Annotated in this window: 23 protein-coding genes and 2 tRNA genes; 9 read left to right on the plus strand and 16 right to left on the minus strand. The window is 59.3% G+C overall.

From position 1 onward, the window contains the following. Positions 1 to 107: 107 nt before the first annotated feature. Positions 108 to 542 carry an arsenic resistance N-acetyltransferase ArsN2 gene (arsN2, locus tag AACY25_RS11140; protein WP_339524553.1) on the plus strand — a complete coding sequence of 145 codons (435 nt, stop codon included), beginning with the start codon at positions 108 to 110 and terminating at the stop codon, positions 540 to 542. After that, complete coding sequence (zapE, locus tag AACY25_RS11145; protein ID WP_339524554.1) at positions 542 to 1,663, plus strand: cell division protein ZapE; 1,122 nt, start codon at positions 542 to 544, stop codon at positions 1,661 to 1,663. Before arsN2 ends, zapE begins: the two co-directional genes overlap by 1 nt. Here the strand turns inward: zapE and lpdA are convergent. Continuing rightward, positions 1,660 to 3,060, minus strand: a complete 1,401-nt coding sequence (gene lpdA / locus AACY25_RS11150) for a dihydrolipoyl dehydrogenase (protein WP_339524556.1) — start codon at positions 3,058 to 3,060, stop codon at positions 1,660 to 1,662. The genes zapE and lpdA overlap by 4 nt on opposite strands. 25 nt (positions 3,061 to 3,085) lie before the next feature. Further along, a complete protein-coding gene (locus AACY25_RS11155; protein ID WP_339524557.1) occupies positions 3,086 to 4,294 on the minus strand; it encodes an MFS transporter in 1,209 nt (402 codons plus the stop codon). A 121-nt stretch (positions 4,295 to 4,415) separates the two neighbouring features. On the opposite strand from AACY25_RS11155, the gene AACY25_RS11160 reads away from it, so the two are divergent. Together AACY25_RS11160 and AACY25_RS11165 are read left to right on the plus strand one after the other, a co-directional pair. Further along, complete coding sequence (locus AACY25_RS11160) at positions 4,416 to 4,997, plus strand: PaaI family thioesterase (RefSeq protein WP_325509107.1); 582 nt, start codon at positions 4,416 to 4,418, stop codon at positions 4,995 to 4,997. A gap of 39 nt (positions 4,998 to 5,036) precedes the next feature. Further along, a complete protein-coding gene (locus AACY25_RS11165; protein WP_339524558.1) occupies positions 5,037 to 5,615 on the plus strand; it encodes a TetR/AcrR family transcriptional regulator in 579 nt (192 codons plus the stop codon). A gap of 74 nt (positions 5,616 to 5,689) precedes the next feature. Here AACY25_RS11165 and AACY25_RS11170 read toward each other — a convergent pair whose 3' ends face one another. From AACY25_RS11170 to AACY25_RS11185, 4 genes are all read right to left on the minus strand, one after another. Beyond that, a complete protein-coding gene (locus tag AACY25_RS11170) occupies positions 5,690 to 6,484 on the minus strand; it encodes an SDR family NAD(P)-dependent oxidoreductase (RefSeq protein WP_339524559.1) in 795 nt (264 codons plus the stop codon). Positions 6,485 to 6,728: 244 nt separating this feature from the next. Beyond that, positions 6,729 to 8,282 (minus strand): alkyl hydroperoxide reductase subunit F, encoded by a 1,554-nt coding sequence (gene ahpF, locus AACY25_RS11175; RefSeq protein ID WP_339524560.1) that lies wholly within the window; start codon positions 8,280 to 8,282, stop codon positions 6,729 to 6,731. Between the two features lie 227 nt (positions 8,283 to 8,509). Next, the gene (ahpC, locus tag AACY25_RS11180; RefSeq protein ID WP_339410645.1) at positions 8,510 to 9,073 is read right to left on the minus strand and encodes an alkyl hydroperoxide reductase subunit C; all 564 of its coding nucleotides are present in this window, start codon (positions 9,071 to 9,073) and stop codon (positions 8,510 to 8,512) included. Between the two features lie 116 nt (positions 9,074 to 9,189). After that, complete coding sequence (locus AACY25_RS11185; protein ID WP_339524561.1) at positions 9,190 to 10,155, minus strand: NAD(P)H-quinone oxidoreductase; 966 nt, start codon at positions 10,153 to 10,155, stop codon at positions 9,190 to 9,192. 128 nt (positions 10,156 to 10,283) lie between these two features. On the opposite strand from AACY25_RS11185, the gene AACY25_RS11190 reads away from it, so the two are divergent. Together AACY25_RS11190 and AACY25_RS11195 are read left to right on the plus strand one after the other, a co-directional pair. Beyond that, complete coding sequence (locus tag AACY25_RS11190; RefSeq protein ID WP_339524563.1) at positions 10,284 to 12,365, plus strand: carboxy terminal-processing peptidase; 2,082 nt, start codon at positions 10,284 to 10,286, stop codon at positions 12,363 to 12,365. Positions 12,366 to 12,460: 95 nt separating this feature from the next. Then, the gene (locus AACY25_RS11195) at positions 12,461 to 14,221 is read left to right on the plus strand and encodes a bifunctional diguanylate cyclase/phosphodiesterase (protein WP_339524565.1); all 1,761 of its coding nucleotides are present in this window, start codon (positions 12,461 to 12,463) and stop codon (positions 14,219 to 14,221) included. A gap of 22 nt (positions 14,222 to 14,243) precedes the next feature. Here AACY25_RS11195 and AACY25_RS11200 read toward each other — a convergent pair whose 3' ends face one another. From AACY25_RS11200 to AACY25_RS11210, 3 genes are read right to left on the minus strand one after another with little or no spacing between them, the layout of a single operon-like run. Further along, complete coding sequence (locus tag AACY25_RS11200; protein WP_339524566.1) at positions 14,244 to 14,714, minus strand: sel1 repeat family protein; 471 nt, start codon at positions 14,712 to 14,714, stop codon at positions 14,244 to 14,246. Then, positions 14,714 to 15,079: a hypothetical protein gene (locus tag AACY25_RS11205; RefSeq protein WP_339524568.1), complete on the minus strand. Its 366-nt coding sequence runs from the start codon at positions 15,077 to 15,079 to the stop codon at positions 14,714 to 14,716. Before AACY25_RS11205 ends, AACY25_RS11200 begins: the two co-directional genes overlap by 1 nt. After that, entirely contained in the window at positions 15,076 to 15,396 is a 321-nt protein-coding gene (locus AACY25_RS11210) for a helix-turn-helix domain-containing protein (protein ID WP_339524569.1), read from the minus strand. Before AACY25_RS11210 ends, AACY25_RS11205 begins: the two co-directional genes overlap by 4 nt. A 151-nt stretch (positions 15,397 to 15,547) precedes the next feature. On the opposite strand from AACY25_RS11210, the gene AACY25_RS11215 reads away from it, so the two are divergent. Next, entirely contained in the window at positions 15,548 to 16,252 is a 705-nt protein-coding gene (locus AACY25_RS11215; RefSeq protein WP_339524570.1) for a substrate-binding periplasmic protein, read from the plus strand. Between the two features lie 13 nt (positions 16,253 to 16,265). Here the strand turns inward: AACY25_RS11215 and AACY25_RS11220 are convergent, their stop codons facing one another. From AACY25_RS11220 to AACY25_RS11235, 4 genes are all read right to left on the minus strand, one after another. Next, positions 16,266 to 16,721: a YkvA family protein gene (locus tag AACY25_RS11220; RefSeq protein WP_339524571.1), complete on the minus strand. Its 456-nt coding sequence runs from the start codon at positions 16,719 to 16,721 to the stop codon at positions 16,266 to 16,268. A 370-nt stretch (positions 16,722 to 17,091) separates the two neighbouring features. After that, positions 17,092 to 17,799 (minus strand): FKBP-type peptidyl-prolyl cis-trans isomerase, encoded by a 708-nt coding sequence (locus AACY25_RS11225; RefSeq protein WP_339524572.1) that lies wholly within the window; start codon positions 17,797 to 17,799, stop codon positions 17,092 to 17,094. 190 nt (positions 17,800 to 17,989) lie between these two features. Beyond that, positions 17,990 to 18,066 (minus strand) — tRNA-Asp (locus AACY25_RS11230). A 21-nt stretch (positions 18,067 to 18,087) separates the two neighbouring features. Continuing rightward, positions 18,088 to 18,163 (minus strand) — tRNA-Val (locus AACY25_RS11235). Positions 18,164 to 18,429: 266 nt separating this feature from the next. Here AACY25_RS11235 and rdgC point away from each other — a divergent pair. Together rdgC and sugE are read left to right on the plus strand one after the other, a co-directional pair. Then, complete coding sequence (rdgC, locus tag AACY25_RS11240) at positions 18,430 to 19,350, plus strand: recombination-associated protein RdgC (protein ID WP_339524573.1); 921 nt, start codon at positions 18,430 to 18,432, stop codon at positions 19,348 to 19,350. Positions 19,351 to 19,647: 297 nt separating this feature from the next. Next, complete coding sequence (gene sugE, locus AACY25_RS11245; RefSeq protein ID WP_090252958.1) at positions 19,648 to 19,962, plus strand: quaternary ammonium compound efflux SMR transporter SugE; 315 nt, start codon at positions 19,648 to 19,650, stop codon at positions 19,960 to 19,962. A gap of 57 nt (positions 19,963 to 20,019) precedes the next feature. On the opposite strand, the gene AACY25_RS11250 is transcribed toward sugE, so the two are convergent. From AACY25_RS11250 to AACY25_RS11260, 3 genes are all read right to left on the minus strand, one after another. Then, positions 20,020 to 21,894, minus strand: coding sequence for an MFS transporter (locus AACY25_RS11250; RefSeq protein WP_339524578.1), 1,875 nt, complete (start codon positions 21,892 to 21,894; stop codon positions 20,020 to 20,022). A 129-nt stretch (positions 21,895 to 22,023) separates the two neighbouring features. After that, on the minus strand, positions 22,024 to 22,353 hold the full coding sequence (locus AACY25_RS11255) for an AzlD domain-containing protein (protein WP_339524579.1): 330 nt from the start codon (positions 22,351 to 22,353) through the stop codon (positions 22,024 to 22,026). After that, positions 22,353 to 23,066, minus strand: coding sequence for an AzlC family ABC transporter permease (locus tag AACY25_RS11260; RefSeq protein WP_339410623.1), 714 nt, complete (start codon positions 23,064 to 23,066; stop codon positions 22,353 to 22,355). The genes AACY25_RS11255 and AACY25_RS11260 overlap by 1 nt, the downstream gene beginning before the upstream one ends. Between the last annotated feature and the right edge of the window lie 65 nt (positions 23,067 to 23,131).

Here is a 23,131-nt window from a genome sequence, read left to right on the forward strand (position 1 = left end):
GGCACTTAGCTGAATGCAAAAGACCCACACCGGTGGGTCTTTTGCTAAGCGCTCGGTTAAAGTGCGAGCGCGACACTGATCCGATTATCTCGCCCAGATGGACGCCCATGAACTTTTACCGTCACCCGCCGGCTGCGGCTGCCAAAGCGTTACTGGCCGCGGCCGGGCTGCCAACAGCCGACCTTGCAGCCGAGCACTTTGTGCACTTTATCGCTGCAGGGCCGGCGCACGCGCCTGAGGCGCTGATCGGCTTGCAGCCTTATGGCGACGTGGCGCTGCTGCGTTCACTGGTGGTCAGCCCAACGACGCGCGGCAAGGGTTATGGCGGCGCGCTGGTCGCCGAGATTGAGGCCTATGCGCAGCAACTCGGCGTACGCGAGCTGTACCTGCTGACCAACACAGCCGAAGCCTTCTTCGGCCGCCGTGGTTACAGCAGCGTGGAGCGAGCCGACGTGCCCGAAGCGATCCGCCAGACCGCCGAGTTCTCAAGCCTCTGCCCCGCCAGTGCGGTCTGTATGCACAAGCGGATCGAGGCGCGCTGATGAACTGCAGCTCCCCGCTCAGCGCCTACCAGCAGGCCATCGATCGCGACGGCTTTAAATCCGACCCGGCGCAGTGGCAGGCCGCCCAGGCGTTGCACGACTGTCATCAGGCCTTGCATCAGGGCGAAACAACGCACTCGGTCAACGGGGTGTATCTGTGGGGGCCGGTTGGCCGTGGCAAGACCTGGCTGATGGACAGCTTTTACAAAGGCCTGAAAGTCCCGGCGCGGCGTCAGCACTTTCACCACTTTATGCGCTGGGTGCATATGCGCCTGTTTCAGCTCACCGGCACGCCGGACCCGCTACAGGCGCTGGCAGTGGAGCTGAGCCTTGAGGTACGCGTGCTGTGCTTCGACGAGCTGTTTGTCAGCGATATCGGCGATGCGATCATTCTCGGCCGGCTGTTCCAGGTGATGTTCGAACAGGGTGTCGTGCTGGTGGCCACCTCCAACCAACCGCCCGAACTGCTGTATGCCGAAGGCTTTAACCGCGAGCGTTTTCTGCCAGCAGTGGCCGCCCTGCAACGGCATATGCAGGTGGTAAGCATCAATGGCGAGGAAGACCATCGCCTGCACCCAGGCACAGCGCATACCCGTTACTGGGTAGCCACGCCTGGACTGCCCAACGTGCTCAGCCGGACCTTCAGTCAGTTGGCCGCAGGCAAGCCCAGCAGCGATCAAGCGCTCACACTCGGCAACCGCAGCGTACAGACCCTGCGCCACTGCGACGGCGTGCTCTGGTGCCGCTTTGCCGATCTGTGCGAACAGCCCTTGGCCACGCCGGACTTTATCGCCCTGTGCGATCGTTTCCAGGCCATTCTGCTTAGCGAAGTACCGAACCTGACCAGCCCGCAACGGGCGGCGAAGATCGCTCGCGGTACTGAAGATGGCGTCGAGCGGGTGCAGGCCGGCGACCGCCAGTTGCCCGCTCTATCGGTCAAGGATGACAGCGTGCGACGCTTTATTGCCCTGGTGGATGAGTGCTACGACCGCAAGGTGCCGCTGTACCTCGAAGCCCAGATGCCGCTGGCCGAACTCTATACCGAGGGCTACCTGAGCTTCTCCTTTCGCCGCACCCTAAGCCGGCTACAAGAAATGCAACTCCAGCGTTTCGGCGCTTAGGCCTGCATCGCCCAGCCATGTACATTCATCGCCGCCTGGCGCAACGCCTCGGAACGCGTCGGGTGCGGATGGCAGATCAGTGCGATGTCTTCGGCCGAGGCGCTGAACTCCAGCGCCACGCAGTATTCGCCGATCAGCTCACCAGCGCTGGGGCCGATGATATGCACGCCGAGAATCTGGTCGGTGCGCTCATCGGCCAGCACTTTGACGAAGCCTTCGGCCTCGTGATTGATCTTCGCCCGGCTGTTGGCGGTAAAGGGAAACTTGCCGACCTTGTAGCCGCGCCCTTCAGCCTTCAACTGCTCCTCGGTCTTGCCCACTGTAGCGACTTCCGGCTTGGTGTAGATCACCCCGGGAATCGTCTCGTAATTGACCTCGGCAGCATGCCCGGCGATGCGTTCGATACAGGCGATGGCCTCATCTTCGGCCTTGTGCGCGAGCATCGGCCCGGAGGTCACGTCGCCGATAATCCAGATGCCCGGCACACTGCTGCGGTGCTGCTGGTTTTCCAGCATGCCGCGCTTGTCGGTGACCAGGCCGACGGTTTCCAGGCCCAGGCCGGCGGTATAGGGGCGGCGACCGATGGCGACCAGCACATAGTCAGCCCGTAGTTGCTCGACTTCGCCGCCAGCCGCTGGCTGTAGATCAAGTGTTACGCCTTTGGTCGTGGCCTTCGCCGCGCTGACCTTGGTGGCCAGTTTGAAACGCATACCCTGCTTGCTCAGAGTACGTTGCAGGGTTTTCGCGGTTTCATCATCCAGGCCCGGGCAGATGCGATCGAGGTATTCCACCACCGTCACTTCGCTGCCCAAACGCCGCCATACCGACCCCAGCTCCAGGCCGATCACCCCGCCCCCGATCACCACCAGATGCTTGGGCACCGTGGGCAGAGACAGCGCACCGGTTGAGTCGAGGATGCGCTTATTATCAATCGTCACTCCAGGCAGTGGCGTCGGTTCCGAGCCGGTGGCGATCACGATGTCCTTGGCCTGCAGCTCGCGTACGCTGCCATCAGCCAGGGTCACCGTGACCTTGCCCGGTCCATTCAAACGGCCCCAGCCCTTGATCCACTCGACTTTGTTCTTGCGAAACAGAAACTCGATGCCTTTGGTCAGGGCCGTTACGCTCTCATCCTTCTGCTTCATCATCTGCGCCAGATTGAGCGTCGGCGTGACCTCGATACCGAGGTTGTTGAGCTCGCCGCTGGTCGCCGCTTCGTACAACTCCGAGGCATGCAGCAAGGCCTTCGACGGCATGCAGCCGACATTCAGGCAGGTGCCGCCGAGGGTCTCGCGTCCCTCGATGCAGGCAACTTTCAGGCCCAGTTGGCCAGCACGGATAGCAGCGTTGTAGCCGCCGGGGCCGCCGCCGATGATCAGCACGTCATAGTTGCTCATTGAGTTACTCCTAGGCTGCAGAGGTTTAGCGAACCAGGGCCGCGTTCGCTGCCGGCCGTGGGCGCAGCAGGTGGAAGGCGCAGAACGCCGCGACGGCAAATAAACTGTTCAGCAACACCATAGGCCACGCCGAGCCATCCGCCAGCAGGCTAAGCAAGAGGCCGCTGCAGGTGGCGCCGGCCATTTGCGCAAAGCCCATAAAGCCAGCCGCCAGGCCCGCGCGGTGGGCATTGGGAATCACCGCGCCAGCCACCGATGCCGGCAGCAACATGCCGCCGCCCAGGGTGACCAACACCTGGGGTAACGACAGGCCGAGCAACGACAAACCAAACAGCAGATAAATCGCCAAGGTGGCCAGGGCGCCGCTTACCACCAGCGCCGCGCCTATGCCGACTATCTTCTCGGGGCCCAGCTGCAAAATGCGCCGCTGGGTAAACAGCGCACCGGCGATCAGCGCCGAAACAATCGCCGCGAAGGTAATGCCGTATTGCGCCGGACTCAGCCCCAGCAGGCCGATATACACAGCTGAAGAGCCGGCAACTACCGCAAACATCGCGCCATAGGTGCAGGCCAGCGTCAAGGCCAGCGCGCGGAACGAGGCGGCGCGCAGTAGATCGGCATAGTTGCCGGCCAAGCGGCTCAGCTGCCCGGCCTGCGGGTCGAGCTGCCGATTACTTTCGCGATACAGGCCCAACACTGCGGCAACGATGGCAACCCCGATCACCAGTGCCAAGGCAATCGGCGCGCGCCAACCGCCATACAGCACCAACACGCCGCCCAGCATCGGCGACAGGACGATGGCGCAGAGCATGCCAATCACCGTCAGCGCCAATGCCGGTCCAGCCTGCGCCTGCCACACATCGCGGACGATGGCCCGAGCCAGAACCAATGCCGCACAGGCCCCAAGCCCCTGCAGCACGCGGGCGGCAATAAACTCGCCCATGCTGCTGGCCAGCAGCATCCACAAAGTGGCGAGCAGATAGACCAGCAACCCGGCGATCAGCACCGGACGCCGGCCGATGCGATCCGACAGCGGACCGAGCAGCAACTGGCCCAGACCAAAGGCGGCGACGAAGGCCGATAAGGCCAGCAGGCTGCTGCCGGGGCGGGCACTCATGATCAGCTCGATAACGCCCAGGCTGGGGATGATCAGCTGGGTGGAAATCTCTCCAAGGGCGGTCAGGGCCACCAGAATCAGCAGCAGGCTGCGCGACGGCAAGGGATAGGGATGCATGGGCGTTGGGTCCTGTGATCATGGGCTGGCGTGGCTCGCCGAACACTAATATTTCAACCATAATATAAATAATTAAATTACGCTTGTAATTTTAAAGCTACCAGCCGACGAGGCCTGATCCATGAGCATCCCATCACGCGAAGAAAAACTGGCCGAATGGCTCGCCGCCGAACAGGCCATGCGCGCCAGCCTTGGTGCACCCGGCAGCATGAGCCTGGCGCAGGTCAGCGAACTGTTGCCGCAGGAGTTCTTTGACGGTATCGGCCGCGGTGAACTGCCCTCGCCGCCCATCGGTCACCTGCTGGATTTTGTCCCGCTGGAATGGTCATCCGGGCGCTTCGTCTTCCAGGGCACACCCGATGCGCGCCACTACAACCCGTTGGGCAGCGTGCACGGCGGTTATGCGGCCACCCTACTCGACTCCTGCATGGGCTGCGCCATCCACACTCAATTGCAGCGCGGCCAGGGTTACACCACCACTGACCTGCGCATCAGCTACATCCGCGCCCTCAGCACCAAGGTCGGGCCGATCCGCGCCGAAGGCCGCATCGTGCATATCGGCCGCACCACCGCGCTGGCCGAAGGGCGCATTTACGATGTCGACGACCGCCTGTACGCCGTCGGCTCAACCACCTGCCTGATTCTCAGCATGCCTGGAACAGCGCCTACACCCGGCACTGAAACACCGGGGCGAAGCGAGTAAGATGGCAGGCAACATCTGAAACCAGCGGCCAGGTACTCCATGCGATATTCCGAAGACCACAAAGCCCAGACCCATCAGCGCATTATCGAAGAGGCCGCGCGCCTGTTTCGCCGCGACGGCGTCGGTGCCACCGGCCTGCAGCCGCTGATGAAAACCCTGGGCTTAACCCATGGCGGTTTCTACGCCCACTTCAAATCGAAAGATGAGCTGGTGGAAACCGCCCTGCGCCACAGCGCTGACAAGCTGACGGCCGCTACCACTGAGATGGCCAACAGCGATAAACCGCTGACCCGCCTGATCAGCGGCTACCTGTCGTCCGCCCACCGCGCCGATCCCGGTGAGGGCTGCCCCTTGCCGACCATGTCCGCCGAGCTGGGCCAGCGCGGCGCACCCAGCCCGGTGACCGACGAGCTGATCCGCGACCGCCTGCAAACCATCGAAGCCGGCCTTGGCGTTGAGCATGCCGATGAGCAAAGCGTGCTGATTCTTAGCGCCATGGTCGGCGCCCTGCTGCTGTCACGCAGCGTCAGCGACCCGGAACTGTCTGACCGCTTGCTGAAAACCACCCGCCGCCTGCTGATCGAACAGAACACCGGCGACGCAGCGCAAAGCGCCTGATTGCAGAAAATCAGTGCCACACAAGAAAGCCCTGATTGTCTCCAGCCAGGGCTTTTCTTGTTACGGCCAGCGCTTTACTTGTAACGAGCAGCCGCGCTGCTGTGCGACAGGTTCGGGGCCAGCTTGCCGCGAGCATCGGTAAAGGCCTGCCAGTCAGCCGCATCAGGCAGCGATGGAATGGTGATCAGCTCGCCCTGATCGAAACCGGCCAGCGCCGCATCAACCATCTCACCGACCTCCATGATCATGCTCGCCGGCAGTGCCGAATCATCCATGCCGCTGCGCTCCCAGATCTCGGTGCGGGTAATACCAGGCAATACGGCCTGCACCTGCAGGCCCTGCGCCTTCACTTCACCGTTGAGGGTCTGGGTCAGGCTCAGTACATAGGCCTTGGTGGCGCTGTACACGGCATTGAACATTTCCGGAGCCAGGGCCACCACCGAGGCGATATTGATGATTGCCCCACGCCCAGCGGCGGTGAAGTTGGCAGCGGCTGCGGTGGACAGGTGAGTCAGCGAAACCACGTTGAGCAGAATCATCCGATCAACGGTGTCGAGATCGGCCTCGGCCAACTGACCATTCATGGCCATACCGGCGTTATTGACCAGCGTGCTGATCGCCTTGTCAGTGCGCAGGCGCTGAGTAACAGCGTGCAGATCAGCCTTGTCAGTCAGGTCGGCCTTCAGCGCTTCGACCTTTACCCCGTACTGCTCGGTCAAGCGCGCAGACAGGGCCTGCAGGCGCGGCAGATCGCGGGCAACCAACAGAAGATTGTATCCGCGCTGCGCCAGGCGCTCGGCGTAGGTGGCGCCAATACCTGACGAAGCGCCGGTGATCAATGCAGTGCCTTTCTCGTTATGCGTGCTCATGGTGCGTCTCCTGGGTGTGCGGGGGTGGTGAGGCTGTCTGGAGGTATAGTGCGCCAACTAATATTACACACATAATATAAATTTTATATGTCGACTATAATAAAAACTCTCGACGGCTATGCTGTGAACGCCTGAGACGTATAAACACCGGAAAAGGACCGCTAACCGCCTGATGGCAGAGCACAAAAAAGCGGACAACCCGTAAAGGTTGCCCGCTCTTGTGCGATTTAGTGCCTCTAGCTTGTTAGCTACGGATCAGATGATCGAAGGCGCTTAGCGAGGCCTTGGCACCATCGCCCATGGCTATCACGATCTGCTTGTACGGCACGGTGGTGACGTCACCGGCAGCAAACACACCCGGGATATTGGTAGCGCCCTTGGCGTCGACGATGATTTCACCGAAACGCGACAGCTCTACGCTGCCCTTCAGCCAGTCGGTGTTAGGCAGCAGACCGATCTGCACGAAGATGCCTTCCAGCTCGACGCTGTGCAGCTCTTCGGTGGTGCGGTCCTTGTAAACCAGCGCATTGACCTTCTGACCATCGCCTTTGACTTCGGTGGTCTGCGCGCTCTTGATCACAGTGACGTTCGCCAGGCTGTAGAGCTTCTTCTGCAACACGGCATCGGCACGCAGGGTGTCGGCGAATTCCAGCAGCGTCACGTGAGCAACAATGCCGGCAAGGTCAATAGCCGCCTCGACGCCGGAGTTACCACCGCCGATCACCGCCACGCGCTTGCCCTTGAACAGTGGGCCGTCGCAATGCGGGCAGAAGCACACGCCCTTGGCCTTGTATTCCTGCTCGCCGGGCACACCCATCTCGCGCCAGCGCGCGCCGGTCGACAGAATCACAGTCTTGGCCTTGAGGCTCGCACCATTGTCGAACTTCACCTCATGCAAGCCGCCTTCGCTGCTAGCTGGAACCAAAGCACTAGCGCGCTGTAGGTTCATGATGTCGACTTCGTATTCACGCACGTGCTCTTCTAGGGCGCGGACCAGTTTCGGCCCTTCGGTTTCCTTCACCGAGATAAAGTTTTCGATAGCCATAGTGTCCAGCACTTGGCCGCCGAAACGCTCGGCGGCAATCGCCGTGCGAATCCCCTTGCGAGCGGCGTATATGGCCGCTGCGGCACCGGCTGGGCCACCACCGATCACCAGCACGTCGAAGGATTCCTTGGCGCTCATCTTCTCGGCATCGCGGTTGGCGGAGCCGGTGTCGATCTTGGCGAGGATTTCCTTCACCTCCATACGGCCGGAAGCAAACACTTCGCCGTTCAGGTAGATGCTCGGCACGGCCATGATCTGGCGACGCTCTACCTCTTCCTGGAACAACGCGCCGTCGATGGACACGTTACGGATATTCGGGTTGAGCACCGCCATCAGGTTCAGCGCCTGAACCACGTCCGGGCAGTTCTGACAGGACAACGAGTAGTAGGTCTCGAACTCGAACGAGCCTTCAATGCTCTTGATCTGCTCGATGGTCTCGGCATCCAGCTTGGACGGATGGCCGCCCACCTGCAGCAGTGCCAGTACCAGCGAGGTGAACTCGTGGCCCATGGGAATGCCGGCGAAGGTCAGGCCAATGTTTGCGCCTGGACGGTTCAGCGAGAACGACGGACGACGGGCGTCGCGGCCATCGGTCTTCAGGGTGATCTTGTCGGTCAGGCCAACGATGGCTTGGAGAAGTTCGAGCAGCTCCTGGGATTTCGCGCTGTCATCGAGGGACGCGACGATCTCGAACGGCAGGGTGACCTTTTCCAGATAGGCCTTCAACTGGGTTTGCAGGTTAGCGTCCAACATGACGAATAGTCCTCAATGACAAAAATTCTGGGCAATAAAAAATTGTCAGGAACAATTTTTAACGTCGCGTAGCGACGGCCTACAGGGTGCCGCCACGGAATGGCAGGCAATAAAATGCCCGGGCGGATCGCGCCCGGGCATCGGGCACCACGAGGGTCGGGTTGCGACCCTGACAGCGCTAAGTACTGCCCTCCCCGAGGGTTAGCTCTGGGAGAGTGTTGGCAGATTTAGATCTTGCCAACCAGGTCCAGCGAAGGAGCCAGAGTCTTCTCGCCTTCTTTCCACTTGGCTGGGCACACTTCGCCTGGGTGAGCAGCGGTGTACTGAGCAGCTTTCAGCTTGCGCAGGGTTTCCGATACGTCACGAGCGATTTCGTTGGAGTGAATCTCAACGGTCTTGATCACGCCTTCCGGGTTGATCAGGAAGGTGCCACGCAGGGCCAGACCTTCTTCTTCGATGTGCACGCCAAAAGCGCGGGTCAGTGCGTGGGTCGGATCACCAACCAGCGGGAACTCAGCCTTGCCAACTGCTGGCGAAGTTTCGTGCCAGACTTTGTGGGAGAAATGGGTGTCGGTAGTGACGATGTAAACTTCGGTGCCAGCATCACGGAACGCAGCGTAGTTGTTGGCCGCGTCCTCGATTTCAGTCGGGCAGTTGAAGGTGAAGGCAGCCGGCATAAAGATCAGCACCGACCATTGGCCTTTCAGGGATTGCTCGGTCACTTCGATGAACTTGCCGTTGTGGAAAGCGTTAGCCTTGAACGGTTGAACTTGGGTGTTGATGAGATTCATCTCTGGTTCCTTATTGAGGGTGAGAAATTTACAGGGCGCATATTAGCGCCTTAGACAAAAAAAGCTTATTGATTGCCGCCATGATTCCGATTGATTAAGCCAATCGACTACCGACTTCAAACTAGTGTCGGGTCTATTACTAGCACCAATTTGCCGTTGACCTGATTACCCGCCAATGCAGTAAAGGCGGCCTCAGCATCTTTGAGCTCATAAGCCTGATGAAGTTGCGACTTGAGCCGCCCCTCGGTGAAAAGCGGCCAGACAAACTGCTGCAGATCGCGTAACAAATCGGCCTTTAACTGCTCATCGCGATTGCGCAGGGTCGAACCGATCAACGCAATGCGCTTACTCAATAACAGCGCCAGATCGAGTTCGGCCTTACGCCCGCCGAGCAAACCGATGTTTACCCAGCGACCATCCAGAGCCAGAAGGACCAGATTAAGCGCGGCGTAGCTGCCGCCCACCGGGTCGAGAATCACATCGAACGGGGCGAAATCACGCAGCGCCTGCAAGTGTTCCTCACTGCGCAATACGCCGCCCTGAGCCCCCAGACTCTCACAGTAGGTCAAACGCTCAGCGGAGCCGACACTGACCCAGCACGGGCTGCCAAAGGCCTTGCACAATTGAATGGCCGCCGAACCAACGCCACTGGCGCCAGCATGCAGCAGCACCTTCTGCCCAGGCTTCAACGCAGCCAGCTGGAACAGATTGAGCCAGGCCGTAGCGTACACCTCGGGCAATGCTGCCGCTTCGGCCAGCGTCATGCCCTCGGGCACCGGCAAGGCGTGCCGCGCATCGACCACCACCTCCTCAGCCATGCCGCCACCGGTCAATAGTGCGCAAACCCGGTCGCCGACTTTCCAGTCGCAACCGGCACCCACTTCACTGATGATGCCGGCACATTCCAACCCAAGTACCTCACTGGCGCCAGGCGGTGGTGGATAAAGACCGGCGCGTTGTAACAAATCGGCCCGATTCAAACCGGCGGCCGCTACACGGATGCGAATTTCCCCTACATCACAGACCGGCGCTGGGTATTCTGCCCATTCCACACGGCCTTCAACGCCTTGCAATGCCTTCACGCTGCCTCCATAGTGCATTTGAACCGAGCCCGGCGCTGACCACCGGGCTTTTGCATTGCGCCGATGGAACCTGGCGCCCTTAAAGACGGCCTAATATGCGTTATCAACTGCCCACACGTCGAATTAGCATGAAGCGAACCCTACTCAGCGTCACCCTCGCCTTTTCGTTTGCCCTGAGCGCCCTGCCGCTCGCGGCGAAAACCACCAGTGACGACTCCTGGGAATACCTGCAGCCTGACCGCGAGCAGGTCATCGCCAGCCTCAACGTCGTGGAATTGTTGAAGCGCCACCACTACAACAAGCCACCACTGAACGACGAGCGCTCGGAGAAAATCTATCAGGGCTACCTGAAGATGCTCGATCCCTCGCGCAGCTACTTTATTGCCTCCGATATCGCCGAGTTCGATCAATGGCGCACGCGCTTTGACGACCTGCTGAAAAACGGCGATCTGCAACCTGGCTTTGCCATCTACAAACGCCATCTGGAGCGTTTGCAGAGCCGCCTGCAGTTCACCCTTAACATGCTTGAAAAGGGTGTCGACAAGATTGATCTCGACAGCGATGAAAGCCTGCTGATCGACCGTGAAAACGCCCCATGGGTCAAGGATATCGCCGAGCTCGACGACCTTTGGCGCAAGCGTGTTAAAGATGAGGTGCTGCGCCTGAAAATCGCTGGCAAAGAGCCCAAGGCGATTCAAGAGCTACTGACCAAGCGCTACAACAACCAGCTCGCACGGCTCAAGCAAACCCGCGGTGAAGACGTTTTCCAGGCCTATATCAACGCCTTTGCCATGTCCTATGACCCGCACACCACCTACCTGTCGCCGGACAATGCGGAAAACTTCGATATCAATATGAGCCTGTCGCTCGAAGGTATTGGTGCCGTGCTGCAAAGCGACAATGAACACGTCAAGGTCGTGCGCCTGGTACCGGCCGGCCCAGCGGAAAAGAGCAAGCAGATATCCCCCGCCGACAAGATTATCGGCGTGGCACAGGGCAGCAAGGAAATGGTCGATGTGATCGGCTGGCGCCTGGATGAAGTGGTTAAGCTGATTCGTGGCCCGAAAGGCTCGCAAGTGCGCCTGGAAGTAATTCCAGCCAGCAATGCGCCAAACGATTTGACCAGCAAAGTGGTTGCCATCACCCGTGAAGCGGTAAAGCTGGAAGAGCAAGCAGCGAAGAAGACCATCCTCAACCTCAAGCACGAGAACCGTGACTACAAACTTGGGGTGATCGAGATCCCGGCCTTCTACCTGGATTTCAAAGCTTTCCGTGCCGGCGACCCGAACTACAAAAGTACCACTCGTGACGTCAAACGCCTGCTCACCGAGCTGGAGCAGGAAAAAGTCGACGGTGTGATGATTGACCTGCGCAACAACGGCGGCGGCTCGCTGCAAGAGGCCACCGAGCTGACCGGCCTGTTTATCGACCAAGGCCCCACCGTACTGGTGCGCAACAGCGATGGTCGCGTTGATGTACTGGCCGACGACAATACCGGTGTCTACTACAAAGGCCCGCTCGCCGTGCTGGTCAATCGCCTGTCGGCTTCGGCGTCGGAGATTTTCGCCGGTGCCATGCAAGACTACCACCGTGCCTTGATTCTCGGCGGCCAGACGTTCGGCAAAGGCACAGTGCAGACCATCCAGCCACTTAACCACGGCGAACTGAAGCTGACCCTTGCCAAGTTCTACCGCGTTTCCGGGCAGAGCACTCAACATCAGGGCGTGATCCCCGACATCCAGTATCCAGACATCATGGACACCAAGGAAATCGGCGAAAGTGCCCTGCCCGAGGCCCTGCCGTGGGATAGCATCAAGCCGGCGATCAAACCAGAACTGGACCCGATCAAACCGTTCCTGGCCGAGCTGCAAAGCCGCTATGAAAACCGTACCGCGCAGAATCCGGACTTCACCTTCGCCCGTGAGCGTCTGCTACTGGCGCAGAAGCTGATGGCAGAAGACACCGTCAGTCTCAATGAAGCCAAACGCCGCGCCCAGCAGACAGATATCGAAGGTCAACAATTGACCATAGAGAACAGCCGCCGCAAAGCCAAAGGCGAAACCCTGCTGAGCAAGCTCAAGGAAGAAGACGAAGACGCACTGCTGTTGGAAGACAAGAAAACCAAACCGGAAGACGACGCCTACCTCACCGAAAGCGGTCGCATCCTGCTCGACTACCTGGGTTTGAACACGCACCTGGCCAAAAAGTAAACCGCGAGCGTCATCAAAGAGTCATCAAACTGTCGTGAAATATGGGGACTGGTAGCAATACCAGTCCCCGTTTTTTTTATGCACAGAGAGCCGCCATGATCGTCACCGAGCAGTTCAGCGCGTTGGACTCCATCCTCGCCAATGGCGACCTGCACAGCCTGTTTCAACCGATCTTCTCGCTCTCCGAGCGGCGCATACTTGGTTATGAAGCCCTCAGCCGTGGCCCGTCCAACAGCGCCCTGCACTCGCCGATCAATCTGTTTGCCGTGGCGCGCAGCGCAGGCCGCCTCAGCGAGCTGGAGCTGCTCTGCCGCAAGAATGCCTGCCAACGCTTCAGCCAGCTCAAGCTTGAAGGCAAGCTGTTCCTCAACGTCTCGCCCGATTCGCTAATGGAACCCAAACACCAGCCCGGGCGCACCTTACAACTGCTGCAAACGCTGGGTATTCCGCCGAGTCAGGTGGTGATCGAACTGACGGAGCAGTCGCCCACCGATGATTTCGCCTTGCTCGACACCGCCCTGCATCACTACCGCGCCATGGGCTTTTCCATCGCTCTGGATGATCTCGGCGCCGGCTATTCGAGCCTGCGTTTGTGGTCAGAACTGCGCCCTGACTACGTAAAGATTGACCGCCATTTTATCGACGGCATTCATCAGGACGCGGTCAAACGCGAGTTCGTTGAATCAATTCTGAAAATGGCCAAAGCCTCCCGCGCCCAGGTGATCGCCGAAGGCATCGAGCTGCCCGAGGAACTCGCCGTGCTCGCCGAGATGGGCGTCGATCTGATTCAGGGCTATCTGCTCTGCCGCCCGCAGGAGCAACCGCCGCGGGACGCCGTCAACTTATTGCCCAGCACCGCAAGCAGCAGCCCCCTTAGCGAGGAGGCCAGCGACCTGCGCGGCCTACTCAACACACAACAAGCCGTAGCCCTGAGCATCCCAATCTGCGAAGTGCTGGAAATGTTTCGCGCCCAGGCCAATCTGAATTCGCTAGCGGTGCTCAACCAGGTGCAGCAACCCGTAGGCATCGTGCACCGTCACTCGTTGGCCGAAGCCTTGCTCAAGCCTTTCGCCAACGAGTTGTTCGCCCGCAAGCCGATCAGCCGCCTGATGAGCGATGACTACCTGGCGGTGGAATGCAGCCAGTCACTGCAGCAGGTCAGCCGCCTGCTCACCAGCCGCGCCCGCCAGCGCATCGAAGAAGATTTCATCATCATGGAGGACGGCTGCTACGTCGGGCTTGGTCGGGTAATCGACGTACTCAAACTGATTACCGAACTGAAAATCCAGCAGGCCCGCTACGCCAACCCGCTGACCCTGCTGCCGGGCAATGTGCCAATCCAGCAGTGCCTGACTCGCTTGCTGCAGCAAGCCCGCGAAGCCGTGGTGTGTTATGTGGATATCGACAACTTCAAGCCGTTCAACGACATCTACGGCTATGCCAAGGGCGATGAAGTGCTGCTCAGTCTGGCGCAGTGCCTGAATGAGCGGGTCGACCCGACGCGGGACTTTGTTGGCCATATTGGTGGCGATGACTTTCTGCTGGTGCTCGGCTCACAGGACTGGCGCGCGCGGCTCAATCGCTTGCTGGAGGATTTCCAGAGCCAGTGCCGACGCTTCTACCGTGAAGAAGACCTGCATGCGGGCTGCTTTGTCGCCCATGACCGCAACGGCAAACGCCAGGAATATGCGCTGCTGTCCTTGTCTCTAGGAGTGGTACATGTACACCCCGAGCAATGTGCGCAGCTGGATGCCGGCCAGCTGGCGGCGATGGCCTCAGAGGCCAAGCGTCACGCCAAGGCGGTGCCGGGTTACAGCCTGCATATCATCGACACTCAGGCAGATACAGCGGCCTGACAGCGGACGCCAGATTGTTAAATCAGAGGCCGCTGAGGCGGTTGGACAGCGCAGCAAAATGCTCAGCTAGCGCTGTATCAGCGGCAACATCCGCAGCGCCGCTGCGGTATAACTCAGCCAGGCGATAGGCAGCAGCCGGATGTCCGGCCTGCGCGGCCAGCGTCCACCACTCAATGGCCTTCGGCGCATCCGCCGCGTGCTGGGTATCACCGGATAAACTCAGAACGCCAAGCTGATAGGCCGCCTTGGCATCGCCGCCCTTGGCCGCTAAACCAAGCAAGCGTCGCCCTTCATTACGTGCTCCCAATCCCTGGCCGCGAAACAGCAAAATATGCCCGTAGAAGCTTTGCGCCGGGATATCACCCAAGTTGGCCATGCGCGCAAATTGCCCTTCCAGCCAACGCCAGGCTCGCGGCTGCTTGACCAGCCAATCCCAGTGGAACAGACGGCGCGCCAGCAAGTAGCCGATACGCGCACGCAGTGCGCTGAACATCAGGCCTCTTCCGAATAGCTGAACTCGAATACGCGAGCCACTTCGGCGGCATGCCAGGACGCAGCAGCGATACCATCAGAAGCGCCATTAAAACGCCCCAGCCGACTAACGCATTCAAAAAAGCCGGTACGCGGCAAGCGGCTGGCGCCCTGACTGATTACCAATGCGCTCCGCAACGGGCGCTCGGCACGCGCATCCAGGGCGGCCAGGTGTTCCAGCGCGGCTGCCAGGGTCTGCATGGCAGGGCTGGGCAAGGCCAGACGCTCGATTAAGGCGCGGTAGGTCAACAAATGACGCTTACGCTGGGCGTCCTCAAGCTCATCGAGCAACGCCTGCCAATGCTGTCGACTGATGCTTACGCTCAAGGCTGCACCTCCCACCCACCAACGCCCAGATGCCAGGCCAATGCACGCTGGATGGCCGCGTCCGGCTGGCGTTCGCCGCTCTCGATCATGCTCAGGTAATGGGGGCTTATGCCAACATTGCGCGCCAGTAGCTCGGCACTCATGCCTTTGGCTTCACGTACGGCCGTCAGCTGGCTCAGCGCCGGCTTGCTGGCAGCAACCGCCACGGCAGCAACCTCAGGTGTGCCTCCGGCGGCCTGTAGCAAGGCCTGATATTGCGCCCAGGGCAACACCGCATATTCCGGCTGGCCATCGCGCTCGATCACTTGCACATTCATCTGTAAATCTCCATGCAGAGCATTTCCATCACTCTCAGCAACTCCAGAACAGGCGGTTATCTTAACAGCCCGGCACGAGAAAGAGCGTGATCTATACTGCCCCCATGATTTCAGCAGCAGTTGAGGGCAGACTTTGCGCAGACTGATAACCATGCTGTTGATTGGATGCAGTGGCTGGGCCTGCGCTGACGAGTTGCGCTGGGGCTTCGCCAAGGCTGACGGCATGCCCTATGTCGATGTGCACGAGCAGCAGTTGCGCGGTGGCGTCATTTACAAACTGGGCCAATTAGCCAGCCAGCAGCTCGGCTTCAAAGCAGTATTTGTCGAAACCCCGAATAAGCGCATCGACGAATATATGCAGCGCGGGCGCATTCATGTGATCTGCAACAGCAACCCGCAATGGATTGATAAGCCCGAGCGCTATCACTGGTCCGCTCCCCTCTACAGTGAAGAAGATGTGCTGTTACTGCACCGTCAACATGCGCCAATCAACAGCTTGCATGAGCTTCGCGGCAAGACCCTCGGCACTCAACTGGGATATGTCTATAGCAGCGAGATAATGGCGGCATTCGCCAATAGGCAGATCATCCGCCAGGACCTGCGCGACCACAGCGCCGGGCTTAACCTGCTGCGCAAACAACGCCTGGACGCGATCATCGACATGCGCAGGCCACTGAACTTCCAGCTGGCCAAACGTGCGGATGCACCGCTGCAGATAAATCCCTGGGTGATCGAACGTTACGACATGCATTGCACTTACAGCCCGCAATTGCCAGTGAGCACTGAGCTATTGGACAAGACACTGCAGCAATTGCGCGACGAGGGTCTGATCGAGCAAATGCTCAGCGATACCTGAGTCGTCACCCCCGCTACTCTACGCGCCCCTGCAGCGGCGCTAGCGACTCATCCAACTCTGGCAACCGCTCAACGACCTGCAACATTTCTGGAGGCTGAGACGCGCGCCACTGCTTAAACGCCGCCAGCTCTTCCTGCCAAGTACGTAACACCCAGGCCAGCACAGCCAAATCATCAACCAGGCCAAGACCAAACAACCAGTCCGGTATCGCGTCCAGCGGTGTAACGAAGTACAGCAACGCCGCTACCACGGCCAGTAACGCTCGGGAATCGATGGTCCGATACTCACCGCGCCACCAGGCCAGGCAAAGGGCCTGTAACAGCTTTAGTTGACCGGCCAACTCGGCAAAGCCATTGCCAAGTTTTTCACGCTTTCGAGCGACAGATAAAAGCAACGCTGGTAACCGTCCGGCCTTGAGGAAACGCTTGGCCAAAAACTGGTAACGTGCAAAATTTTTCGGTGCTTTCATCGCTTTCTCCCGGCAACCCCGCGCACCCGCTGGGCTGGCTATGGTTATCCACTAAAGCTGTGGATAACCTTGTGAACAGTTTCTCGATAACCCTGGCAAACGCCCAGCCCATGCGGCCTCGCCACAGATCGGACATTTTTTGCCCACACAGCAAAAAACCATATAAATCAATAAGTTAAAAATGGCAAAGAGTTTCTGCAAGAGAGATACCCTAACCCGTCACGGCCAATCTGGGAAATGTGCATAACCGTAACACCCCACACCCTACACATACCGTTTAAGACCCTCCAGTCAAGAGAAAAGTGCAGATTGTGACCCGCAGAAACGACAACGCCCCGTCGAGACGGGGCGCTGCGGGAAACGCTAGAAGTTACTCTTGAGTGGCTGCGTCTTTGATCGCAATCAGCTCCAGATCAAACACCAGCACCGAGTTAGCTGGAATCGCCGGAGTCGGGCTCTGCTCGCCGTACGCCAGCTCACTTGGGATATAGAGTTTGTACTTCTCACCAACGTGCATCAGTTGCAGGCCTTCAACCCAACCAGGGATCACGCCGTTAACTGGCAGATCAATCGGGCTGCCACGCTCAACCGAGCTGTCGAACACGCTGCCATCGGTCAGCTTGCCTTCGTAATGAACAGTCACCACGTCGGTGGCTTTCGGCTGGGCGCCGTCAGACTTTTTCACGACTTCGTACTGCAGGCCAGATTCAGTGGTCACTACGCCATCACGCTTGGCGTTGTCTTCGAGGAATTTTTTGCCAGCCTTGGACGACTCTTCGTTCAGCGCAACCATGCGCTCTTCGGCACGCTTCTGCAGGAAAGCGAAGGCTTCGATTAGCTCGTCATCTTTAAGGCGCTGCTCTTTCTTGCCAATGGCGTCTTCGATGCCTTGGGCAACGGCGTTGGAATCCAAGTCATCCATGCCTTCCTGAGCCAGGCTTTTGCCCATGTTCAGGCCAATGCCGTAGGACGCTTTCTGTGCTGGGGTTTCCAGAGTGACTTTGTTGGTTTGCGAATCGCAACCTGCGAGAACCAAACCTACCAGGGCGACCGCCGCTGCTAAACGATGCTGTTTCATGCTTGTTCCTTGTCCGGTGCGCCCTAGGGCTAAAGGTATGAAAGCGCGAGCTTAGCAGGCTGTCGCGATCACTGGCTACCGTGTTAGGAGACAGAAAATGCGTATAAGTTCAGATGTTTAGCTGATTATTCAGAAAGGATTTTGCCAGGTGTTGCGATATGTCACAGAGGGGATGAAGCGAGTATAAAAATGGCGCAGCGGACGGGACTCGAACCCGCGACCCCCGGCGTGACAGGCCGGTATTCTAACCGACTGAACTACCGCTGCGCGTAACTTCAAAAAGCGAGTTGGTGGGTGATGACGGGATCGAACCGCCGACCCTCTGCTTGTAAGGCAGATGCTCTCCCAGCTGAGCTAATCACCCTTCACTCTCGAAGTGGGGCGCATTCTAGAGAGCGATCTTCACCTTGGCAAGCACTGTTTTGAAAATTTTTTATTGATGCAGCAAAGGCTTAGCGCAGACTTGGCCTCGGGCACCGCTCGGGGGAATAATGCGCCCCGAATGCAACGCACAGGTTGCTCAACGGGTCATACCGCTTCGGCCAACCTGAAACAGCACCCACATAGGGTACTGACGACTTGTGATACCTGCCGCTGCCGGCGGGTCCGTTAATGGAGATACACCCTCTTATGTGGTTCCGTAACCTGCTGGTTTATCGCCTCACCCAGGACATCCCGTTTGATGCCGAGGCACTCGAAACGGCCCTCTCAGCCAAACCGGCCCGCTCGTGCGCCAGCCAGGAACTCAGCACCTACGGTTTTATCGCGCCCTTCGGCAAAGGCGGCGATGCACCGCTGGTACACGTCAGCGGTGATTTCCTGCTGATCGCTGCACGCAAGGAGGAACGCATCCTGCCGGGCAGCGTGGTGCGCGATGCGCTGAAGGACAAAGTCGACGAGATCGAAGCCGAGCAGATGCGCAAGGTCTACAAGAAGGAGCGCGATCAGCTCAAGGACGACATCGTGCAGACCTTCCTACCACGCGCCTTTATCCGCAAATCCGCCACCTTCGCCGCCATCGCGCCGAAACAGGGCCTGATTCTCGTCGACTCGGCCAGCGCCAAGCGCGCCGAAGACCTGCTGTCGACCCTGCGCGAAGCCATCGGCTCGCTGCCGGTACGCCCATTGACCGTGAAGATCGCGCCAAGCGCCACCCTCACCGACTGGGTCAAGGTGCAGCAAGCCGCGCCAGATTTCCATGTTCTGGACGAATGCGAACTGCGCGACACCCATGAAGATGGCGGCGTGGTGCGCTGCAAACGCCAGGACCTGACCAGCGACGAAATCCAGCTGCACATGAACTCGGGCAAGCAGGTCACTCAACTGTCCCTGGCCTGGCAGGACAAGCTGTCCTTCATGCTCGACGACAAGCTGGTGGTCAAGCGCCTGCGCTTCGAAGACCTGCTGCAGGATCAGGCAGAGCAGGACGGCGGCGACGATGACCTCGGTCAGCAGGATGCCAGCTTCACCCTGATGATGCTGACCCTGGTGGACTTCCTCCCGGCGCTGTTCGAAGCCCTGGGCGGCGAAGAGATTCCGCAGGGGATCTAACAGGCCGTTGAGAACCGTTGGCGAGGCCGCCAGTGCAAGGCAAAAACAGGCGAAAAAGCGGAGTTTACGAGCTGTAAATGAGCATTTTGAGCCTGTTTTTAACGCCGCAATGGCAACGCAGGTAGTTTTTCAACAGCCTGATAAGCCACTGCACGGCCGCAGAGATAAAGACCACTGGTCCTCTGCGGCTTGCCCTACCCCTGCCAATGTGCAAAATATTGCACAGCTTGAGGACGACCTCACCACTCTGCGAGTGATCACCACGGGACGGCCCCTCTATCTGTTTTGGAGGTTTGTATGTCCTGGTTCATTCTGCTGCTGGCCGGCCTGTTCGAAGTAGGCTGGGCTGTTGGCCTGAAATACACCGACGGCTTTACCCGCCCTATTCCCACTTTACTGACTGTTGCGGCGATCATCGTCAGCCTGGCATTGCTAGGCCTGGCCATGAAGGAATTACCCCTGGGCACCGCCTATGCAATCTGGACCGGTGTTGGCGCGGTGGGTACGGTGATTGCCGGCATCATGCTGTTTGGCGAGGCCGTGACGCTGCTGCGTATAGCCAGCGTGGCGCTGATCGTCTGCGGCCTGATCGGGCTAAAACTCAGTCACTAAGCCGCTTAGGCCAAACAAAAAAGCCCGCCAATTGGCGGGCTTTTTCATCTCTGTGGTTTAACGCCGCTCACCTCGCAACTCAGCCACCTGAGCCTGCAGCAACTCGCGCTTGACCAGCTCCGGCGCAACCCGCGTACCGGCCACCAGGGTGATGCGCGACCACAGCCGCTTGAACAAGCCCTTGTGCGGATCACGGCTGAAAAAGCTGCCCCACAAGCCCTGCAGCGCCATGGGAATCACCGGCACCGGGTTAGCCTCGACAATACGCTCAATGCCATTCTTGAACTCATTCAGCTCGCCATCGGTGGTCAACTTGCCCTCAGGGAAGATGCACACCACTTCACCATTGCGCAGGTATTCGGCGATTTTCTTGAACGCGGCGTCGTAAATCAGCAGGTCTTCGCTGCGCCCGGCAATCGGCACAGTGCCGGCGGTGCGGAAAATAAAGTTGAGCACCGGCAGGTTGTAGATCTTGTAGTACATGACAAAACGCACCGGCCGGCGCACCGCACCACCGATCAGCAGCGCATCGACAAACGACACGTGGTTACACACCAGCACTGCAGCGCCCTCATCGGGAATCACATCCAGCCCCTTGTGCTCCACCCTGTACATCGAGTGGCTGAGCAGCCAGATCATAAAGCGCATGCTGAATTCGGGGACGATCTTGAAGATGTAGCTGTTAACCGCGATGTTCATCAGCGAAATGGTCAGGAACAGCTGCGGAATCGACAGCTCAGCAACGCTGAGAAACAAGATCGAGACAACCGCCGAGATCACCATAAACAACGCATTGAGGATGTTGTTGGCCGCGATCACCCGCGCCCGCTCATGCTCTGCGGTGCGCGACTGGATCAGCGCATACAACGGCACGATATAGAAGCCACCGAACAGGCCAATGCCAAGGATCGAACCAAGAATCCACCAGGCCTGCCCGTAGCTCAGTACTTCCAGCCAGGTGTGTGCGTCCGCAGCTTCGGGGAAGCCGCCGGAGAACCACCAGAGCAGAATGCCGAACAGGGTCAGGCCGATCGAGCCGAATGGCACCAGGCCGATCTCCACCTTGTGCCCGCTCATGCGTTCACAGAGCATCGAGCCCAGTGCGATGCCCACCGAGAACACGGTGAGGATCAGCGTGACCACGCTTTCATCGCCGTATAACCACTCTTTGGCGTAGGCCGGTATTTGCGTCAGGTACACCGCGCCGAGAAACCAGAACCAGGAGTTGCCCACCAGCGAGCGCGACACCGCCGGACGCTGGCCCAGGCCAAGCTTCATGATCAGCCAGGACTGACGCAGGATGTTCCAATCCAGCTTGAGCTGCGGCATCGCCGCTGATGCTGCAGGAATACCGCGACTGGCCAGATAACCGAGGACCGCCACCAGCACCACACAGGCCGCGACGATATGCGCGTAGCCGCTGCTGGCCATAATGATGCCCGCACCAATGGTCCCAGCGAGAATGGCCAGGAAAGTGCCCATTTCCACCAGCGCGTTGCCACCCACCAGCTCTTGTTCTTCGAGGTGCTGCGGCAAGATCGAATATTTCACCGGACCAAATAGCGCCGACTGGGTGCCCATGGCAAACAGCACCGCGAGCATTATTGGCAGGTTGCCGAGCAGCACACCGACGGCGCCGAGCAGCATGATCACAATCTCGGCGAGCTTGATCTTGCGGATCAGCGAGTCCTTGGCGAACTTCTCCCCGAACTGGCCGCCGAGGGCCGAGAACAGGAAGAACGGCAGGATAAACAGCAGTGCGCAGAGGTTGATCAGCAAGGCCTTGTCGGCCCCGGAGCTGATCTTGAACAGAATGGCGAGAATCAGTGATTGCTTGAAGATGTTGTCGTTGAAAGCACCCAACAGCTGGGTGATGAAAAACGGCAAAAAGCGCTTTTTACCCAGCAATGCGAATTGTGATTGTTCGGTCATCGTCCGTGTACCTGTCTGCAGTGGCCAAGCGGGTTGTCAGGCATTTGACTGCAAGAACACCTCACAAAGCCACAGCGAAACATACCTTTTGCTGCATTTTCTACAAATGCAGGGGGCAAATAACCCTGCTTACAGGGGCAACTGACCCAACAACCAACGCACTATAAAGAACACCAGCAGACCGCCGCCGATGGTAGCGAGCAGATGCCGAGTCAGCGCAGCGATGGCAATAGTCGCCAGCCCGGCCAACAGGTAGGCATTGTCCAGACTGAACGCCCACTGCTGACCATCGGGAATCAGCATGCCCGGCAGCACAATGGCGCTCAGCACGGCGGTCGGCACGTAATGCAGGCCCTGACGCACCAGCGGCGGGAAACGCAGATCGGGAAAGGCGAACAGACTGTAGCGAATCGCAAAGGTGATCAGCGCCATGCCGAAAATCAGTAGCCAGATATCCATTAGGCGCCCTCCCCGGCAGTGACCGGCGCTTTACCGCGCTCAAACCATACGCCAATCGAGATACCGCTGAGGGCAGCCGCCATCAGCCCCAGCTTGTAAGGCCAGGCGTGGCACAGCAACGCCACCGCACCGGCTACAAGGGCAGCAGCGATCTGCGGTTGGCTGCGCAGCGCCGGCACCACGATGCCGATAAAGGTCGCCAGCATGGCAAAGTCCAGGCCCCAGCCTGCGAGGTTTGGCACGCTCTGGCCAAACAAAGCGCCTACCAGCGAGCTGGACACCCAGGACAGGTACAGCGCCAACGCCACACCGGCGTGATACCACTGGCCATGCTCGGTCATACCGCGCGCCAGATAACGCCGCTGCACCACGGCAAAGGTTTCATCGGTCAAGCCAAACGCCAACGGCACCCGCCAACGCTGCGACAGCCTGCCGACATAAGGCTGCAGCGCAGCGCTATAGAGCACATGGCGCAGATTGACCACCAGCGTGGTAAGCAGAATCACCACCGCGCCGCTGCCCAAGGTCAGCAGGCTGATGGCAATAAACTGCGCCGAGCCTGCATATACCAGTAACGACATGCCTACCGCCTGTCCCAGGCTCAGCCCAGCCAGGCTAGCCAGCGCGCCATAGATCAGACCAAACGGCAGGATGCCGACAATCATCGGAATACTGTCGCGCACCCCATAGAGAAACTGCTGCAAACGGCTCATGCGCCCTCCTTTGCTGCATAGCCTGGCCCATCGCGGCCGCGCCGTCTTGAACAATCTTGCGCAGC

The organism is Pseudomonas sp. EA_35y_Pfl2_R111, assembly GCF_963970955.1.
Lineage (GTDB): Bacteria > Pseudomonadota > Gammaproteobacteria > Pseudomonadales > Pseudomonadaceae > Aquipseudomonas.

Bases quoted from the DNA above. Each gene is read 5' to 3' on its own strand.
- AACY25_RS11200 (WP_339524566.1), bottom strand. From the start codon at position 14,714: ATGTTCAGCGCACTGCGTGCGCGTATCGGCTACTTGCTGGCGCGCCGT.
- AACY25_RS11215 (WP_339524570.1), top strand. From the start codon at position 15,548: ATGCTGTTGATTGGATGCAGTGGCTGGGCCTGCGCTGACGAGTTGCGC.
- AACY25_RS11190 (WP_339524563.1), top strand. From the start codon at position 10,284: ATGAAGCGAACCCTACTCAGCGTCACCCTCGCCTTTTCGTTTGCCCTG.
- AACY25_RS11160 (WP_325509107.1), top strand. From the start codon at position 4,416: ATGAGCATCCCATCACGCGAAGAAAAACTGGCCGAATGGCTCGCCGCC.
- AACY25_RS11225 (WP_339524572.1), bottom strand. From the start codon at position 17,799: ATGAAACAGCATCGTTTAGCAGCGGCGGTCGCCCTGGTAGGTTTGGTT.
- ahpF (WP_339524560.1), bottom strand. From the start codon at position 8,282: ATGTTGGACGCTAACCTGCAAACCCAGTTGAAGGCCTATCTGGAAAAG.
- rdgC (WP_339524573.1), top strand. From the start codon at position 18,430: ATGTGGTTCCGTAACCTGCTGGTTTATCGCCTCACCCAGGACATCCCG.
- AACY25_RS11195 (WP_339524565.1), top strand. From the start codon at position 12,461: ATGATCGTCACCGAGCAGTTCAGCGCGTTGGACTCCATCCTCGCCAAT.
- AACY25_RS11210 (WP_339524569.1), bottom strand. From the start codon at position 15,396: ATGAATGTGCAAGTGATCGAGCGCGATGGCCAGCCGGAATATGCGGTG.
- AACY25_RS11250 (WP_339524578.1), bottom strand. From the start codon at position 21,894: ATGACCGAACAATCACAATTCGCATTGCTGGGTAAAAAGCGCTTTTTG.
- AACY25_RS11170 (WP_339524559.1), bottom strand. From the start codon at position 6,484: ATGAGCACGCATAACGAGAAAGGCACTGCATTGATCACCGGCGCTTCG.
- ahpC (WP_339410645.1), bottom strand. From the start codon at position 9,073: ATGAATCTCATCAACACCCAAGTTCAACCGTTCAAGGCTAACGCTTTC.
- lpdA (WP_339524556.1), bottom strand. From the start codon at position 3,060: ATGAGCAACTATGACGTGCTGATCATCGGCGGCGGCCCCGGCGGCTAC.
- zapE (WP_339524554.1), top strand. From the start codon at position 542: ATGAACTGCAGCTCCCCGCTCAGCGCCTACCAGCAGGCCATCGATCGC.
- arsN2 (WP_339524553.1), top strand. From the start codon at position 108: ATGAACTTTTACCGTCACCCGCCGGCTGCGGCTGCCAAAGCGTTACTG.
- AACY25_RS11220 (WP_339524571.1), bottom strand. From the start codon at position 16,721: ATGAAAGCACCGAAAAATTTTGCACGTTACCAGTTTTTGGCCAAGCGT.
- AACY25_RS11255 (WP_339524579.1), bottom strand. From the start codon at position 22,353: ATGGATATCTGGCTACTGATTTTCGGCATGGCGCTGATCACCTTTGCG.
- AACY25_RS11260 (WP_339410623.1), bottom strand. From the start codon at position 23,066: ATGAGCCGTTTGCAGCAGTTTCTCTATGGGGTGCGCGACAGTATTCCG.
- AACY25_RS11165 (WP_339524558.1), top strand. From the start codon at position 5,037: ATGCGATATTCCGAAGACCACAAAGCCCAGACCCATCAGCGCATTATC.
- sugE (WP_090252958.1), top strand. From the start codon at position 19,648: ATGTCCTGGTTCATTCTGCTGCTGGCCGGCCTGTTCGAAGTAGGCTGG.
- AACY25_RS11155 (WP_339524557.1), bottom strand. From the start codon at position 4,294: ATGCATCCCTATCCCTTGCCGTCGCGCAGCCTGCTGCTGATTCTGGTG.